Genomic DNA, 16,672 nt, shown 5'->3' with positions numbered 1-16,672 from the left:
TTTTACCATGAAAGGAGATAAAAACATGGATTACAAAACAATAAGGGATAGGATTGAAGATATGGCAAAGGATAACCACAAAGATTTTGTGAAGGCGGTTATCAGTATGGAAAAAGGCATCAATGATGAGAGTGCCTTGGATAAGCTTTATGAAGCTTATATGGCAAATGATACCATCAATCTGCTTCATGAAGATTTTGACTATATGATTGAAGATTTAAGGGAACAGGGACAGATAAAAGACCTGCCTTATGTTCAGGAGGAAAAAGATGACCTTGTAAATATTGTCGGAAATATTGTTGGAGATGTCGATGTAATCGAAAGGGAAAATAAGAACGGAGAAGCCTTTAAGGTGGCAAATTTCTCTGTTGTGTCCAAAGATGATGAGGGAAATAAGGTCTATCATAACTGCTCCGCATACGGAGAAAAAGGAGAGATTCCAAAGGTCTTTAAGCAAGGAGATTTCGTAAAATTATTCGGACAGGTTAGAACCTCTATTGATGATAACGGTAAGGAGCATAGTAATGTACGGATACTTTCCTCAAAGCTCTTAAAGGCAAAAGAACAGATAAAAGGACAGGATAAGAGTAAGGAGATTGCCAAACTGAAAAGTGAAATAGAAGAAAGAGAAAAAGACTTATTTTATGCAGATTCTTGGGAACAATCAGGACAGATTAGAGCAGATATTGAAAGAATGAAATCTAAGTTAAATGCTTTAACTGGCTCTGAAAAAGGGAAAGAAAACGGTAAAAAATCCATACTTGGTGCGATTAAAGAATATCAGGCGGAAGATAAGGAAAAGCCGAAAGAAAAGAAAGAAGCATCAAAAGTAGCTGAGAGATAAATTTATGGTCGGTGTGGTCTTAGGACTGCACCGGCTATTTTTTTGCCTTCAAAAAAGATAAATGTTTGTGTAAAAGGAAGTTTATGATGAAAAAAGTGAATATATATGATATAATAACAAAAATAAGGTTATACAGATGGGAGAGTAATCGTGTCGAAAATAAGTTATAAAAAGCTATTTAAAAAAATGATAGATTTAGATATGAAAAATTCCGAGCTAATGGAAAAGGCAGAAATTAGCCGAAGTACTTTTTATAAAATGAAGAACAGTGAAAATATTACTACTGATGCGATTATCAGAATATGCGATAGTTTGAATTGTGGTATAAATGAAATTATGGAGTTGGTGGATGATGAAAATAATTGATTATGTAATAGAATCGACAAATAAATACATTGAACAGATGCCAAAAGAAATACGTAAGAAAAATGGACAATTTTTCACAAGCAAAGAAACGGCTCTTTTTATGGCATCCTTATTTGATTTATCACCATTTTCAAAAGAAATTTCTATACTTGATCCGGGAGCAGGCTCAGGCATACTTACTGCAGCATTTATTCAAAGAATTGTTGATACTGACAAGATTAAAAATGTAAAAATAACTTGTTATGAAACCAATGATGACATTTTAGAGCTTTTAAATGCAAATTTATCGTGGATAAGTGATAATTCATCGCTAAAAATTGAATACAAAGTGATTAAAGATAATTACATAACAAGCCAAACACTTGAATACAACAATATGCTGGGAGCGTGTGCTGAACCTAAAAAATACGATGTGATTATAGGGAATCCGCCTTATCTAAAGATTGGGAAAATAGATAAGGAAGCTTTATCTATGCCTGACATTTGCTATGGAGCACCGAACTTATATTTTCTTTTTATGGAGATGGCAAGTTTTAATTTAGTTAATAATGGCGAATTGGTGTTTATTGTTCCGAGATCATGGACTTCTGGAGCTTATTTTAAAAAATTTCGTGAGAAGTTTTTAAGCGAAGTAGCTTTGAAACATATTCATTTATTTGTAAGCAGGGACAAAGTCTTTGATAAAGAGTCTGTTTTGCAAGAAACCATAATTATTAAGGCTAAGAAAGAAACAAATAAGCCTAAGAATATTACTATAACAACAACGAACGCTAATTTTGATTTTGATAGCAAGACTGTTTTTGAAGCTCCTTATGATATGGTTATTTCTGGAGAACATAAATATGTTTTTTTGATAACTGATAAAGGAGAAGCCGATACGATTGAAAAGGTAAATGAATGGAAAGATACCTTACCAACTCTTGGTTTAAAAATGAAAACCGGATTGACAGTTGATTTTAGAAATAGAGAAGCTCTGAGAGATGATGCATATGAAAAAGCAGTTCCTTTATTTTATTCACAACATATAAAAGATGGTAAAGTGATTTTTCCTGTTGGAAGAGATAATGAGTATATATTAACGGAGCAAAAGGGACTATTGCAGGAGAACACAAATTATTTGTTTGTAAAAAGATTTACGGCTAAGGAAGAAAAGCGTAGATTACAATGCGGCGTTTATTTATCAAAAAAATATCCCAAATACAAAGCAATCAGTACACAGAATAAGATAAATTTTATTACAGGCTTACAAGGACTATCAGATTGTTTGGTTTATGGGTTATATGTTGTATTGAACTCTACACTTTACGATAATTATTACAGAATTTTAAATGGATCAACTCAAGTTAATGCTACTGAAATTAACTCGATGCCAGTCCCACCACTGGCTTGTATTGAGAATATGGGAAAAGAACTGATTAAATTAAAGGATATGTCTGAAGAAAATTGTGATGAAATATTAAGGAGATTTATGTATGTCTAAGTTAGAAGAAGCAAAGAGGATTTTGAGAGAATTGAAAGTTCCGCTAAAACAACAGTCAGATTTATGTGGATATGTTATTTTAGCAATGGCAGATATTAAAAAGGATGATAAATGGGCTAATGCAACTAACAAATGGATAAGAATACATGATGTTATTGCTTTTATTAGAGAGTTTTATGAAGTTTCATATGCAGAGAATAGTAGAGAAACATTCCGTAAGCAGGCAATGCATCATTTTAGGAATGCAGCGTTTATTGAAGATAATGGAAAAGCAACGAATAGTCCTAATTATAGGTATCGATTAACTGATGAAATGTTGCTATTAGTAAAAACAATTCAATCAAATCTGTGGGAAAAACAGAAAAATAATTTTTTGAAATCTCATCAGAACTTAATTGATTTATATAGTTCTAAAAAGGCAGTTAGAAAAATGCCTGTTAAAATAAATGGAAGTGATTTCACATTTTCTCCGGGCAAGCACAATCAATTACAGAAATTTATTATTGAAGAATTTGCTCCACGATTTGCTGAGAACTCTGAATGTTTGTATGTTGGCGATACAATTCAAAAGGATTTGGTGAAAAATGAGGAAAAACTAAAAGAACTTGGCTTTGAGATAACACTCCATGATAAAATGCCGGATGTTGTATTATATTCAGAAGATAAGAACTGGATTTACTTTGTTGAGTCCGTAACTTCTGTAGGTGCAATGGAGCCAAAGCGAATAAAAGAAATTGAAGAAATGACAGAAAATGTTTCAGCTGGGAAAATATATGTAACAGCATTTTTGGATTTTAAAACATTTAAAAAATTCTCAGAGTCTTTAGCGTGGGAAACTGAAGTATGGATTGCGGATATGCCAGACCATATGATTCATTTAAATGGTGATAAATTCTTAGGACCGAGAAAATAGGAGGGAGGTGTTTACTATTAAAGGTGAAGTATCAAAAAAAAATTTGATTAGAGAAATTGAAAAAGCTATTAAAAGTGATGAATTAGGAGCATTTATTGGAGCAGGATTATCAATTCCTGCTGGATTTTGTAGTTGGAAAGAACTTCTAAGAGAACCTGCAGAAGAAATTGGATTAGATGTTGAAAAAGAAAGTGATTTGGTTAACTTGGCACAGTATTATTCTAATTCAAAAAAGAGAACATCGATAGATGATTTAATCAAGGGTCAATTTTCTCAATTAGTAAAGCCTACTGAAAATCATAAACTATTATCGCAGCTGCCCATTTCAACTTTTTGGACAACAAATTATGATAAGTTAATAGAAAAAGCTTTAGAAAATAATATGAAAAAGCCTTATGTAAAAACAAAGGATGAACAATTAAGAGGTACAAATCATAATTTTGATGCGATAGTATATAAGCTGCATGGTGATGTAGAAAATCCTGAAGATGCAGTAATCACAAGAAGTGATTATGAAGAGTTTGGATATAACAAAAGAAAATTATTTAGAGAGGTTTTAGAGGGAGACTTGCTTACTAAAACATTTCTATTTTTGGGATTTAGCTTTGAAGATCCAAATTTTAACTATGTAATTGGAAGGTTAAGGGTATTACTTGACGAAAAAAATACAAGAAAGCATTATTGTATTATGAAAAAAGTTCAGAATACCGTAGAGAATTCAGAGTATAAAAAAGCAAAGCAAGAACTACAAATTGAAGATTTGAATAGGTATGGTATTTTTACTTGCTTGGTTAACGACTATAATGAAATTACTGAAATATTAAGTATACTTGTGGATAGATACAGACGAAAGACAATATTCATATCGGGAAGTGCTGATAATTACGGCGATTTTTCAGATGAAGAAGGTAAAATCTTTCTTCATACTCTATCAATGCGATTATCCGAAAAAGGCTATCATATCATCAATGGGTACGGTAGAGGTGTTGGAGAATACTTGCTATCAGGTGTTGCGGAATATTGCCTGATAAACGGTAAAAATATTTTAGATTATCTTACCGTTATGCCGTTTCCACAAAGCAATATCTCGCATATTGACATTGGAAAGCTTTATAAAGAGAATAGGAAACAGATGATTGAAAAATGCGGAATTGCCATCTTCGTTTTTGGAAACAAGAATGGCAAAATTGCAAATGGAGTATTGGAGGAGTTTTCAATTTCTAAAGAAAAAGGCTTGGTGTGTTTGCCAATAGGATATACTGAGGGTGCTGCCAAAGAAATCTTTGAAAGCTTATCTTCAAATGATAATTCAGAAGCAGTGATTATTGCTAATGAAAAGGTTGATGGAGATATATCTTCAACTGCAGAAAATATCATAAAAGCTGTTAATTTAATGAACAAGGAGGACAATTAAATGGCAAGAAGAGTATTTTTTAGTTTTCACTATGATAACGATGTTTGGAGAGCAAATACCGTTAGAAATAGCTGGGTAACTCAGGGAAAGGAAGCTGCAGGATTTATAGATAAAGCTGAGTTTGAAAAAATTAGACGAACAGGCGATAGAGCAGTTAAGAACTGGATAGATGAACAACTTATAGGTACAAGTGTTACGGTTGTGCTTATCGGTAGCGAAACTTTGGATAGACCTTTTGTTCAGTATGAAATAGAGGCAAGCCGAAGAAGAGGCAATGCTATTATTGGAGTTACAATAGGTGGTATAAAGAATCAATATCAAAACACGAGCCAGTCCCAAAGTAAATACACACAGATAAACGGGGTTTGGTTTGATGAGATTATTGATGGATTTTATGATTATGTATCAGAAAATGGTTATTCAAATATGGGGACATGGATTGAATCGGCTGCGAGAAAAAAGGGAAATAAAAGCAACTCAATTTTGAAGGGTTGCAATTAAGAGATGAAGAGATCATCTCTCCATCTCCTTGCCCATATAAATTCCATAGTTCTTTCGTATCTGATAAAGCTCGTCCATAGTCGATTTTGAGGAAGAATATTCCTGCATAAGGGTATTCTTTTTTTCTTGCAATTTATCAAGTCTGTATAAAATATCCTTTGAATTTGGAAGTTTGGAATAGGACTTTTTAAGCTCGGAAAGAGCATTTTCATAGAGGGTAATCTGAGCTTTGTATTCCTCGAAAAATGCCCTATCAGACGGATTCGCCTTATATTCCTTGTAATAGGCACGATATTTTTTGACAATATGAACTTGCTCCATAGTAGTGGATAATTGTTCCATTTCCTTATCAATGGATTTGATTTTATCCTGTAAATTTTGTCTTTCATCAGCACTTTTCTTGATAAATTCATCAAGCTGCTGAACGGATTTTATGCCATGTTCTCTGATAAAGATAACGGATTCCGCCATTGTATTAAGGTTATGTTTCGTTGCCCAGTATTCATAGCCTTTACTCTCTTTGACTTTAGCATTGGTATTCATATCAATGATATTTCCGATGCGTTTTTTAACAGGAAGAGTCTTAATCGTTGCTCTTTCTGCTATGCGTTCTTTTAAGCGTTCTTCGGTATAATCTTCTCCAATGGTCTTAGCTCTTGTAAATCTCGACTTATCTTTCGGCTTAAAAGCGATGTGCTTGCCATGCTTGATTTCATAGCCAAGCTCAGCCATTTTCTTTAGAAATTCGTCCCAATTCTTAGACTGTTTTATCATGCGATCAATATCAAATTGAAGTTTACTTTTCCAAGAAGTACCTTTCTTTGCCTGTTCATTTTCATACCAAGATTTACCGTTAGTCTTATATTTTTTCTTGTAGCTTTCGTAGTGTTCATCAATGACGGAAAGGTTGTTTTCTTTGCACAGCTTATCACTCTGATAACGAATTTTATGATAGCTTTTCTTATTGGACTGATAGCACTTGCCGGTAACCATATTCACATTGTTGAAGATGATATGATTATGGATATGTCCTTTATCTATGTGCGTCGATAACACAAACTCATACTCATCTTTGAGTATCTTTTTACATAACTCAAGACCAATTTGGTGTGCCATTTCAGGCGTGGCTTCTCCGGGTAGGAAAGATTGAATGAGATGTCTTGCAAGGACAGTTCCATTAGTTCCCGACGCCTCTCTTGTTCGTAAAAACTGAGTATGAGCGGAAGATTCGTGGCATTTATGCGTGCTGACCAAAAGCTGTTCATCGGTCTTTTCTTCATTGACAATATAGCCAATAGCAAGATGAAGGGTTGATTTTATAGGGTGTATTTTTGTAATAGCCATAAATTTTAATCACCTCCCGAAGCCCTGTTAAGAAGCAAGGAATGAATTTGCCACAGTTCTTTTGAGAAATATTCAATCTCTTTCTTTATATCATGGATGTCCTCTTTGTAGATAACACCGGTCGAATTTACTCGCTTTGCAATCTGGTTGATATTATTTGTAGCATTGGAAAGCAAGCCTTGTAAATCTCTAAAAGGCTCTAAATCTATCTGATAAATTTCCTTTTCCAAAACGCATTTGCGGATAAAGTGGCTCATATTTCTGCACTTCGCAAGTTTTTTTTTCTCCTCAAAAAGAGCTTTTTCTTCTTTGGTCAACTTAATTTCAAGTCGTTCATTTCGTATCCTATTTGCCATAGGTATTTCCTCCTTTGTGTGAATTTCAGGGGTATTAGGGTCTCCCTAACAAGCTAAAAATTGATAAAAAAAGAAGCAGATCCCGAAGGGCTGCTTCATCAATTTTTCCGTAAGTGTCCGTACACTTACTGTGCTTGCTACAAAAGAATGATTAGGGCAGCAAGCATTAAGCAAATTTTAAATTTATAACAAAATTATATCATAAAAGTTTTTAGTTTGCGATATCTAACTTGACAAAAAGCAAAAATAAAGGTAAACTGATAACGGCGTTATCAAAAGAGGAAGGAGGCGAATTTTGTTGGCTAGAAATAATTATGATGATACTCATGAAAAAATACTAGAATGTGGAAAAAGGCATTTTATTGAGTATGGGTTTGAGAAATCTAGTTTGAGAGATATATGTAAAGATGCATGTGTGACTACAGGCGCTTTTTATCGTCATTTTAATGATAAAAATGAATTGTTTGAAGCGATTGTTTCACCAGTTGCAGATAAAATATTTTCAAATTTTTTCGATTATGAGAAAGTGTCGATTGATAGTGTTAAGAAAAAACAGAATGAAAAGGTTGCTCAGGTTCATGTTGACGGAACAATTGAAACTGCGATGTTTTTGTTTGATAACAAAGAAATATACTCGCTGATCATTAATGGGTCATACGGAACATCTTATGCGAATTTTCTCGAAAAATTAACAGTGATGGAGGATGATGCAAGAATTAAAATGCAGGAGATTTCTTTAGAAGCGGATATTTCCTCAGAAAGGATTAGTGATAAAGGCTTTCATATTATTAATCATGCTCATTTTTTAGCATTGACTGAGGCTGTATTGCATTCCGAAAATAAACAAGAACTGTTAGAAAATGCGCGACTTGTTTCTTGCTTTTTTTCAGGAGGCTGGAAAAATATTAGAGGGTATTAGAAGAGATATTTTTTTAGTCAAAAGATAACGGAGTTAGCATACGATGTTATCATAACCTGTTTTGCACTGTTTAGCAAACTTGGATTTAATATTCAATCTACAATATTTAGGAGGAGATAAAAATGAATAATGAAAAAAAGAACAAATTGAAGATGAGGGACATTATTACATTATCTATATTCAATGTGGCGATGATTATAATAATGCTTGTTACAAAAATGTGTATAATGATGCTGACAACACCAGCGTTTGATTACTTATTTTATGTAGGAATTATGGGATTGCTTTGCGCTCCAGTGTTCGTAGTAATGTCAAATAAGGTTGCGAAAAGAGGAACGTATTTGATTACTGGGATTTTTGGAGGATTATTTATAACTGTAATGGGTTCTCCATGGTTTCTTCCAGTAATGATTGTAGTAGGTATTGTATGCGAAATTATTATGATAGGACAAGACACTTATAGAAATCCAAAGAGAAATGGTATCGCATACTCGGTATATTGGGCATTGTATGCTCTGGGTAGTGCAATTCCTATGTTTTTCTTTAAAGAACAATATTTAAATAGCCTAAAAGAAAGTTATACGGAAGAGGGCATAAAGACATTGGTTAGATTTTATGGTTCTTGGGATATGCTTTTATTGATTGCAGTGATAACAATTGTGTTGTCTGCTATAGGATTTATTGTAGGAAAAAAACTTATGAAAAAACATATAGAAAAGGCAAAGTTGGTGTAGATGAGAAAATTAGATAATAGAACATATATTATCTTATTAGCAGTATCAACAATATTCTGGTTCTTGTTTAACAAGAACATTCAAATACATTTGAGTGTTGCACTAAATGCGCTACTTTTAGTTTATATAAAAGAACATAATAAGGCTATTAAATTCGTTATAACTTACCTGACTATGGTTATATTGGCTGGGTTGTTTGCGAACAAGATAGCCTTAATGTACATTATTTTGAATATGTTAGCACGTTCAATTCCTTTAGTAATGGTAGTTACATGTATTATTGTGGGAAACTCAAGTAAACTTATGTTAGGTTTACAGAAAATAAAAGTTCCTAAGCCCATTATTGTAATGATTTGCATTCTTATAAGATTTTTTCCGGTATTAAGTAAAGAAAATATAGCAATTAGAAATGGAATGAAAGCTAGGGGGTTATTTAGCAACTGGAAAGATTTTATGAGAAATCCTTTTTTGGTATATGAGTGTTTTATGGTACCACTAATCATCAGATGCATAAAATTATCAGATGAGTTGGGGGCTACCGCAGAATTAAGAGGACTAAATGCGGATAAAAAAAGAACGTGCATATATGAAGTGTATTTTGGATTAAAGGATATATGTGCACTTGCCATATATGGAGCTGCAATAGGATTAATATATTTTGGAGTGTGAAGATGATAAAAGTTCAGAATGTATTTTTTTCTTATAGTGATGGAGATCCTTCTATCAAAGATATTACTTTTTCTATAAAATCAGGAGAATGTGTTGTAATTTGTGGTAAATCAGGGTCAGGAAAAAGCACAATTTTACGAACTATCAGTGGTTTGGCTCCTGTTTTTTATGAGGGAGAGCTGAAAGGAAAAGTTGAAATAGATAAACAAATTCCGGCTGAATTGGATTCAGAAGAACGTGCTAAATTATTTGGCGTTGTTTTTCAAGATCCAAGAAGTCAATTTTTTATGAATAGTGTTCAAGATGAGATTTGCTTTGCGGCAGAAAATATAGGACTTTCTGCGCATGAAATAAGACAAAAACTTGATGAGATTGTAGGATTTGTTGGGATTGAAGATTTACTTTCGAAAGACATAGATGACTTGTCCAGTGGTCAAAAACAAAAAGTTGCAATTGCCGCTTCTTTAATTTTACAACCTAAAGTTTTGATCCTCGATGAGCCAACATCAAATTTAGATGCAGATGGAGTCAAGGTTTTAATAAAAATAATTAAAAAAATTAAAGATAGAGGGATCTCTATTATTATAAGTGAGCACAGGCTTGAACCGTTCAATGAAGTAGTAAATAGATTTTTATATATTGATAGAGGTATGTTAAGGGAAGTTTGGTCAAAGGAAGATTTTGAACGTCTTGATAATGAAAGTCTATCAAAACTTGGACTTAGACCAAAGACGATAAATAAAAGCACTAAGAATAAAAAATCAAACGACTTAATTTTAGATATTGAATCGTTATCCTTTCACTATAAGAAAACAAAATTAGGAATTGATGACATTAATCTAAAGTTATATAAAGGGGAGGTTGTTTCACTGTTAGGAAACAATGGAGCAGGAAAAACTACTTTGTGTAAAGTTATAAGTGGGCTACTAAAAGAAAACGGAGGATCAATCAAATATAGAGGAAAAGTAGCAAACAGAAATTTAAGAAATAAATTTTGCTATTTTGTTATGCAAGATGCAGATTATCAACTGTATTCAGATTCCGTTGTAAGTGAAATTTCAATTGGTAAAAAAATAACTGAAAAATTTAAAAAAGATATGGTGGATAGTTTGGATGCTTTTAGTTTGAACGAACTAAAAGATAGACATCCTGCATCATTGTCAGGAGGAGAAAAACAAAGAGTAATATTAGCTGCAGCATATTGTTCAGATGCAGATGTTTATATATTAGACGAGCCAACAAGTGGAATGGATGGCGATGGATTACACTCAATTATAAAGTGGGTAAAACTTCTTTCTGAGAAGGGGAAAATAGTAGTTATTATTACACATGATTCACTTTTGGCCGCAGCTACAAGTGATAAGTTTCTATATTTGGAAGAGGGAAAACAAATAAAAGAAGGGAAGAAAGTGTTATATGAATATAATTAGGCAGTATATAAAAAAACGAAAGATTCAATTCTCTTGTTCTATCTTGTTTGCTATTTTAGGTGTAGTAGCTGGCTTAATCTCATATATGATCCTTGCAAGTCTTATAGCAGAGTTAATTAACGGGAATTCAAATTGGGAATTGTACTCAAATAAATTATTGATTATTACAGGACTGTTTTTAATCAAAGAAATATCAGCAGGAATATCTACAACCATCTCTCATACTGCAACATTTCAATCTTTAAGAGATATACGAAAGGAAATTTCAAATAAGTTATTTGAAATGCCATTGGGTGATATTACTGGTATTAGTTCTGGAACTTTGAAAGACATAATTGTCGATAAAGTTGACAGCATGGAAACAACTTTATCGCATATATTACCAGAGATGACAGCCAATGTAGTAGGACCAGTATTACTTATAATATATATGCTTACTTTGGACTGGCGATTAGGTTTGGTGTCCCTTATTCCTTTCATTGTTGGTATTAGTTTTATGAAATCAGTGATGAATGAAGAATATTCGAAAAATTACAAGGAATCTGTAGTCTTAGGTCAAAAAATGAATAACGCATTGGTTGAATATATTGGTGGTATTGAAGTTATTAAAGCGTTTAATCAAAGTAATACTTCTTATCAAAAATATAGTGATTCTGTCAATGACAATGCACAATTTTATTATGATTGGATGGGGAGATGTATGAAAAGAGTTTCTATTGGTCGCATACTATCGCCAATGGGAATTTTAACAGTTATACCATTTGGAATGATTTTTTACAAAAATGGTAGTATTGAAATAGAAACATTGATAACAATAGTAATACTATCTTTTGCTACAGTATCAAATCTACTTAAAGCATTAAATTATACAGATGATTTGGCTAGAATTGGGACTATATCGAGTGGAGTGGAAAGCCTTTTGGCTTCAAAAAAACTAAAATGTGGGACAACTGTACAAACAGTTGAAAACTTCAATGTTGAATTTATAGATGTTAGTTTTTCATACAATGGGAAAAAACAAGTAATTAAGAATTTAAATTTTAAATTTGATGAAGGAACATTTAATGCATTAGTGGGTGAATCGGGAAGTGGTAAATCGACAATAGCGAAACTTTTAGCAGGCTTTTGGAATGTTGAAAGTGGTCATATTAAAATTGGTGGAATAGACGTAAATAATATTCCATTAAAACAACTTTCAAAATTAATATCTTATGTGTCACAAGATAATTACCTGTTTGACTTTTCGGTTAAAGAAAATATTAGACTTGGCAATCCTAATGCAACAGATGACGAAGTTGAGCAAATCGCAATTAAAGCGGGATGCGACAGGTTTATAAAAGAACTTTCTCATGGTTACGATACTATCGTGGGAGAAGGTGGCGGGCATCTATCAGGAGGAGAAAAGCAAAGAATATCCATTGCCAGGGCAATGCTTAAAAATTCGCCAATTATAATTTTAGATGAGGCTACATCATACATAGATCCAGAGAATGAAAATATTATTCAAGCAGCGATTTCCAAATTAGTAAAGGGAAAAACTTTAATTGTTATAGCTCACAGGCTAAACACAATAAAAGGAGCCGACAAAATATTTGTAATTAATAATGGAATGCTTGAAAACAGTGGGAAACATGAAGAACTCTTAGAAAAGTCAAAATTATATTGCGCTATGTGTATGGCATCAAATAAGGAGGATGAAGCATGATAAGCGTATTTAAAAAAATCTGGTTATTCTCCGGCAAGGAAAGAAATAATTTGACGAGGTCAATAGTAGCAGCATTTTTTCATGCTGCATTTAATGCATTTCAATTTGTGGCAATCTATTATATGTTGAAATGCCTGTTCAAGCAAAATGTTGTGAAAAAGGATATTATTGTAGTATTAGTAGTACTAATAATTAGTTTAATAGGCAAGATTATCACACAAAATGTATCTCAAATGAATCAAACACATGCGGGATATTTTATGGCAGCAAATAAAAGAATAGAGTTGGGAGAAAAAATAAAAAGAGTTCCAATGGGATTCTTCAATAATTTTAGTTTAGGCAAGTTAACTACTTTAGCAACTACAAATCTCACACAAATTGAGTCTTGGATACCAGTATTACTTGTTAATGTATTGGGAGGATTTTTAAATACATTCATATTTGTTTTGTCAATATTCATCATAAATTTTGAAATAGGTTTTGTGGCACTAATTGGTATGATAGTATTTTTATTTGTTACTTTTCTAATGGAAAAACGTTCAAGAAAAAATGCAGCCGATATGTCTAATATTCAGACACGTTTGACTAAAAATGTACTATCAACAATTCAAGGAATGCAGGTTATTAAATCATATAATTTGAGTGGGGGAAATAACAAAAGTTTAAACGATGCGATTGATGATAGTTACAAAACTACACTGTCGCTTGAAAAGATGATTATTCCGTATACCATAATTCAAAGAATAGTAATAGGAATGACAATTGTAGTGATGTTATTATTTTGCGTTAAATTAAATCTTTCTGGAAATTTGAGTATTGCAGATACGGTTGTACTGATGATAGCAAGCTTCACGATTTTTGATGGATTGATTGGAGCGGGCTCTAATATGGCGATTTTACGAATTGCAGAGAATGCTATTGATTCATATGAATATGTTAACCACATGCCTGATATTAATGAAGGCAATATAAGTTCTTTGATACAAAATCATAATATTGATATTAAAAGTATAGGGTTTTCTTATGACAATAGAAGAGTTTTAGATAATGTTACATGCATTATTAAAGAGAATGAGATGACTGCCATTGTCGGCATATCAGGTTCGGGGAAAACTACATTATGTAATCTAATTGCAAGATTTTGGGATGTTAACGAAGGCGAAATAAAAATAGGTGGAAATAATATTAAAGATTATACAGTTGAAAATCTTATGGATAATATTTCTATGGTTTTTCAAAGTGTATATTTATTTGAAGATACTATTGAAAATAATATAAAGTTTGGCAATCAAAATGCAACGAGAGAGGAAGTGGTTAATGCAGCTAAAAAAGCTCAATGCCACGATTTTATAGTTTCACTTCCACAAGGTTATAACACTTCAATAGGGGAAGGCGGGGCTTCATTATCAGGTGGTGAAAAGCAGAGAATTTCAATTGCAAGAGCGATGCTAAAAGATGCTCCTATTATTATTTTCGATGAAGCAACGGCGAATGTTGATCCTGAAAATGAAGATAAATTAAAACTGGCTATAGAGTCACTTACCAAGAATAAAACAGTTATTATGATTGCACACAGGTTAAAGACGATTAGAAATGCAAATCAAATATTGGTTTTGAATAAAGGCTGCATTGAACAGCGTGGTACACATGATGAATTGATGAGGCAAGATGGAATTTATAAAGACTTTGTAAATGCCAAATCTATGTCAGAAAAATGGAGTTTAAATAATTAGAAGGAGAAAGCATGAATTAACTAAACGATGGAGGTAATTGCTATGTGGTATGTAAGGTCTGTTATTTATATAGAAAATAATAATAGACCTTTTTGATACCAGTAATTATTATAAACAATTAAATTTAAAACATTTTGGAAGAACGGGTTTCTTCCATTTTCGAGGACTTCTTATGCTTAAGTGCAGGAGTCCTCCTTTTTTTGCCTGAAAACAAGCAGGCAAAAAAAGAATGGAGGACTTGAAATGAAAAAAGAATATTACCTTTATGTCAATGGGAAAAAGGTAAAAGTCAGTGAGGAGATATATAAGGTCTACTGGCGTGAGAAAGAGCATGAAAAATATTTGGAGCAGGTGGACAGGAAAAACCACTTGCTCCTTTTTTCATCATTAGACCATGATGGACATTTTTATGAAAACATTGTTGATGAAGGCATTGATGTAGAAAAGATTGTGGAAATACAGATGATGATAGAAGCGGTCAGAAACGCTATATCAAGGCTCAATGCAGAAGAAAATGACATCATAGAGCGTCTGTATTTTCATGATGAAACTCTTTCAAGCATTGCAAGAAAAAAGAACGTAAGTTACCAAGCTATACAATGGCGTAAGAACAGCATATTGAAGAAACTGAAGTTACTGTTGGAAGAAATTTTGAAGTAATCGCCTTGTAGATAAGGGCAGATTTTCCTTTATAAAGTAGAGGAAAATCTGTCCTTTTATTTTTGCCAAGAAGGAGCTTGACATCAAATAATAAAAAGGAGTCTTTCTTAAAAGCCGTTAGGCATTTGTTCTTTGACAACTGAATAGACCAAGGTAGGACTTTATCTGCTTGTGGAGGATTATGACTTACGCCAAGACCTTTCTGCTGAGAGATTTTGGCTTTATGAATACTGGCTAAACCAAGAAAATTTTGACAAGAGCATATAGCGAAGTCAATGAAAAATGGAGGAGAATGAGGATGTTGTTTTGATAAGGGAAAAGCTGATAGTGGAAACAAAAATCTTGAAATAATATGTGCGAATATGAAAGGTTTTTTCCGGTTTGTTTTTTACAATTAGATTGGAAATTTTTAAGAAAGGGGCAGAGCATGAATACGGCAGATCGCAGAGTTGAGATAATCAGCATTTTGCTGGCAAAACGTCATATTACAGCAAAAGAGCTGGCAGTAGAATTTAATGTCACAGTGCGTACAATACATAACGATATACAGGCTTTGTCCTTTGGATTTCCAATATATACGAAGCAGGGGAGTGAAGGTGGAATTTTTATAGGGGAATATTATAAGCCATATATGAATACATTGACACCTTATGAGTTAAAAGTTTTAAAAGAAATGTATGAGCAGGCAGATGGAATACATAAGAGAATCCTGTTCCAGATTTTACATAAATACGGACCGGAGAATTTGGTTCTGTAATTTTGTCATTCTTATAAAGCACATAATCAATGAAAGATTGTTCATAGCAGACAGGAGTGTAATTATGTGCTTTTCGGATTGATAAATCAAGAACAGATTTTATCCAAAACTGGACGGAGTGATCAGTCCATTGTTCCTTGATAACTAAATATGTAAATACGTACAGGACGTGTGGAATATGTGGAGCCACTATGCGGGCACGCCAAGAGAAACCTGCTTTCTTCTATATTAGTAGGAAGTGTAAGCGATGGAATACTGAAATAGTGTGTTGAAGTAAGGTGGGGAGCGATAGATGTCTGGCAAAATATACAGCAGTTGTGTGAGGCGAAGATATATATTTTTAATAATGATACTTCCGGATATGTCCGGTCACTTGAATGACGGTGTAATACCGATGTGGGCAGAGTAATGACCTGCCACCTGTATTGTATGTTTATCTGCCTATGAGAGCCGGCAAGGGGATTGTGGGTTGTCATTGGCAGATAAAGTGCTGCTATTTTGAAAATTTGGAGGAGTACATAATGGATAAAGTAGGAACAGGAATAAAAGGAAATACGGTTCCAATTTGGGAAAAATATATGCTAACTGTTGATGAGGCTGCTCAATATTTTGGAATCGGAGAAAAGAAAATAAGAATGTTGATTGCCGAAAATGCTGAGTCTGATTATTGTTTTACTGTTCAGGTAGGAAATAAATCGTTAGTCAATAGACAAAAATTTGAAAAATTTCTTAATCAGACAACAGCTTTATAGGAAAATAAAAGACTTTGTCGCTTTAAAGTGGCAAACAAAGTCTTAGTATGGTATAATAAACTTATCGTGCTAGGACTTCTTCGTAGAAAGGAGCA

Annotated in this window: 17 protein-coding genes; 15 read left to right on the top strand and 2 right to left on the bottom strand. The window is 33.0% G+C overall.

Annotated features, from left to right (window positions below; all coding sequences use genetic code 11):
* Window positions 1-25 precede the first annotated feature (25 nt).
* The 6 genes from HMPREF1495_RS02710 (at window position 26) to HMPREF1495_RS02685 (ending at window position 5,518) form a co-directional block, all read left to right on the top strand.
* Entirely contained in the window at window positions 26-844 is an 819-nt protein-coding gene (locus HMPREF1495_RS02710) for a single-stranded DNA-binding protein (protein WP_034211836.1), read from the top strand.
* 150 nt (window positions 845-994) lie between these two features.
* Window positions 995-1,210, top strand: a complete 216-nt coding sequence (locus tag HMPREF1495_RS02705; RefSeq protein WP_034211834.1) for a helix-turn-helix domain-containing protein — start codon at window positions 995-997, stop codon at window positions 1,208-1,210.
* Window positions 1,197-2,690, top strand: coding sequence for an Eco57I restriction-modification methylase domain-containing protein (locus HMPREF1495_RS02700; protein WP_008754300.1), 1,494 nt, complete (start codon window positions 1,197-1,199; stop codon window positions 2,688-2,690). The genes HMPREF1495_RS02705 and HMPREF1495_RS02700 overlap by 14 nt, the downstream gene beginning before the upstream one ends.
* Window positions 2,683-3,603, top strand: a complete 921-nt coding sequence (locus HMPREF1495_RS02695; RefSeq protein ID WP_034211829.1) for a BsuBI/PstI family type II restriction endonuclease — start codon at window positions 2,683-2,685, stop codon at window positions 3,601-3,603. The genes HMPREF1495_RS02700 and HMPREF1495_RS02695 overlap by 8 nt, the downstream gene beginning before the upstream one ends.
* 7 nt (window positions 3,604-3,610) lie before the next feature.
* Window positions 3,611-5,017 (top strand): SIR2 family protein, encoded by a 1,407-nt coding sequence (locus HMPREF1495_RS02690; RefSeq protein ID WP_034211827.1) that lies wholly within the window; start codon window positions 3,611-3,613, stop codon window positions 5,015-5,017.
* Window positions 5,018-5,518 (top strand): TIR domain-containing protein, encoded by a 501-nt coding sequence (locus HMPREF1495_RS02685; RefSeq protein ID WP_051402799.1) that lies wholly within the window; start codon window positions 5,018-5,020, stop codon window positions 5,516-5,518.
* A 12-nt stretch (window positions 5,519-5,530) separates the two neighbouring features.
* On the opposite strand, the gene HMPREF1495_RS02680 is transcribed toward HMPREF1495_RS02685, so the two are convergent.
* Both HMPREF1495_RS02680 and HMPREF1495_RS02675 read right to left on the bottom strand, forming a co-directional pair.
* A complete protein-coding gene (locus tag HMPREF1495_RS02680; RefSeq protein ID WP_034211825.1) occupies window positions 5,531-6,862 on the bottom strand; it encodes a relaxase/mobilization nuclease domain-containing protein in 1,332 nt (443 codons plus the stop codon).
* 5 nt (window positions 6,863-6,867) lie between these two features.
* The gene (locus tag HMPREF1495_RS02675) at window positions 6,868-7,218 is read right to left on the bottom strand and encodes a plasmid mobilization protein (protein ID WP_034211823.1); all 351 of its coding nucleotides are present in this window, start codon (window positions 7,216-7,218) and stop codon (window positions 6,868-6,870) included.
* Between the two features lie 298 nt (window positions 7,219-7,516).
* Between HMPREF1495_RS02675 and HMPREF1495_RS02670 the strand changes: the two genes are divergently transcribed.
* The 9 genes from HMPREF1495_RS02670 to HMPREF1495_RS02630 all read left to right on the top strand — a co-directional run bounded on the left by HMPREF1495_RS02670 (window position 7,517) and on the right by HMPREF1495_RS02630 (window position 16,577).
* Window positions 7,517-8,137, top strand: coding sequence for a TetR/AcrR family transcriptional regulator (locus HMPREF1495_RS02670; RefSeq protein WP_034211872.1), 621 nt, complete (start codon window positions 7,517-7,519; stop codon window positions 8,135-8,137).
* A 122-nt stretch (window positions 8,138-8,259) separates the two neighbouring features.
* Window positions 8,260-8,871 (top strand): MptD family putative ECF transporter S component, encoded by a 612-nt coding sequence (locus HMPREF1495_RS02665; RefSeq protein ID WP_034211821.1) that lies wholly within the window; start codon window positions 8,260-8,262, stop codon window positions 8,869-8,871.
* Window positions 8,872-9,540 carry an energy-coupling factor transporter transmembrane component T family protein gene (locus HMPREF1495_RS02660; RefSeq protein ID WP_034211818.1) on the top strand — a complete coding sequence of 223 codons (669 nt, stop codon included), beginning with the start codon at window positions 8,872-8,874 and terminating at the stop codon, window positions 9,538-9,540. It abuts the gene before it with no gap.
* Window positions 9,541-9,542: 2 nt separating this feature from the next.
* Window positions 9,543-10,970 carry an ABC transporter ATP-binding protein gene (locus HMPREF1495_RS02655; protein WP_034211816.1) on the top strand — a complete coding sequence of 476 codons (1,428 nt, stop codon included), beginning with the start codon at window positions 9,543-9,545 and terminating at the stop codon, window positions 10,968-10,970.
* Window positions 10,957-12,675, top strand: coding sequence for an ABC transporter ATP-binding protein (locus tag HMPREF1495_RS02650; RefSeq protein ID WP_034211814.1), 1,719 nt, complete (start codon window positions 10,957-10,959; stop codon window positions 12,673-12,675). The genes HMPREF1495_RS02655 and HMPREF1495_RS02650 overlap by 14 nt, the downstream gene beginning before the upstream one ends.
* A complete protein-coding gene (locus HMPREF1495_RS02645; RefSeq protein WP_034211812.1) occupies window positions 12,672-14,408 on the top strand; it encodes an ABC transporter ATP-binding protein in 1,737 nt (578 codons plus the stop codon). The genes HMPREF1495_RS02650 and HMPREF1495_RS02645 overlap by 4 nt, the downstream gene beginning before the upstream one ends.
* A 243-nt stretch (window positions 14,409-14,651) precedes the next feature.
* Window positions 14,652-15,068, top strand: coding sequence for a sigma factor-like helix-turn-helix DNA-binding protein (locus tag HMPREF1495_RS02640; protein WP_034211810.1), 417 nt, complete (start codon window positions 14,652-14,654; stop codon window positions 15,066-15,068).
* Window positions 15,069-15,495: 427 nt separating this feature from the next.
* Window positions 15,496-15,825 (top strand): helix-turn-helix transcriptional regulator, encoded by a 330-nt coding sequence (locus HMPREF1495_RS02635; RefSeq protein WP_034211808.1) that lies wholly within the window; start codon window positions 15,496-15,498, stop codon window positions 15,823-15,825.
* A 521-nt stretch (window positions 15,826-16,346) separates the two neighbouring features.
* Complete coding sequence (locus HMPREF1495_RS02630) at window positions 16,347-16,577, top strand: excisionase (protein ID WP_034211806.1); 231 nt, start codon at window positions 16,347-16,349, stop codon at window positions 16,575-16,577.
* Window positions 16,578-16,672: the final 95 nt, after the last annotated feature.

Source organism: Lachnoanaerobaculum sp. MSX33 (assembly GCF_000512995.1).
GTDB lineage: Bacteria > Bacillota > Clostridia > Lachnospirales > Lachnospiraceae > Lachnoanaerobaculum.
Note: the sequence above shows the minus strand (reverse complement) of the source record. Positions and strands in the feature narration are given on the sequence as shown.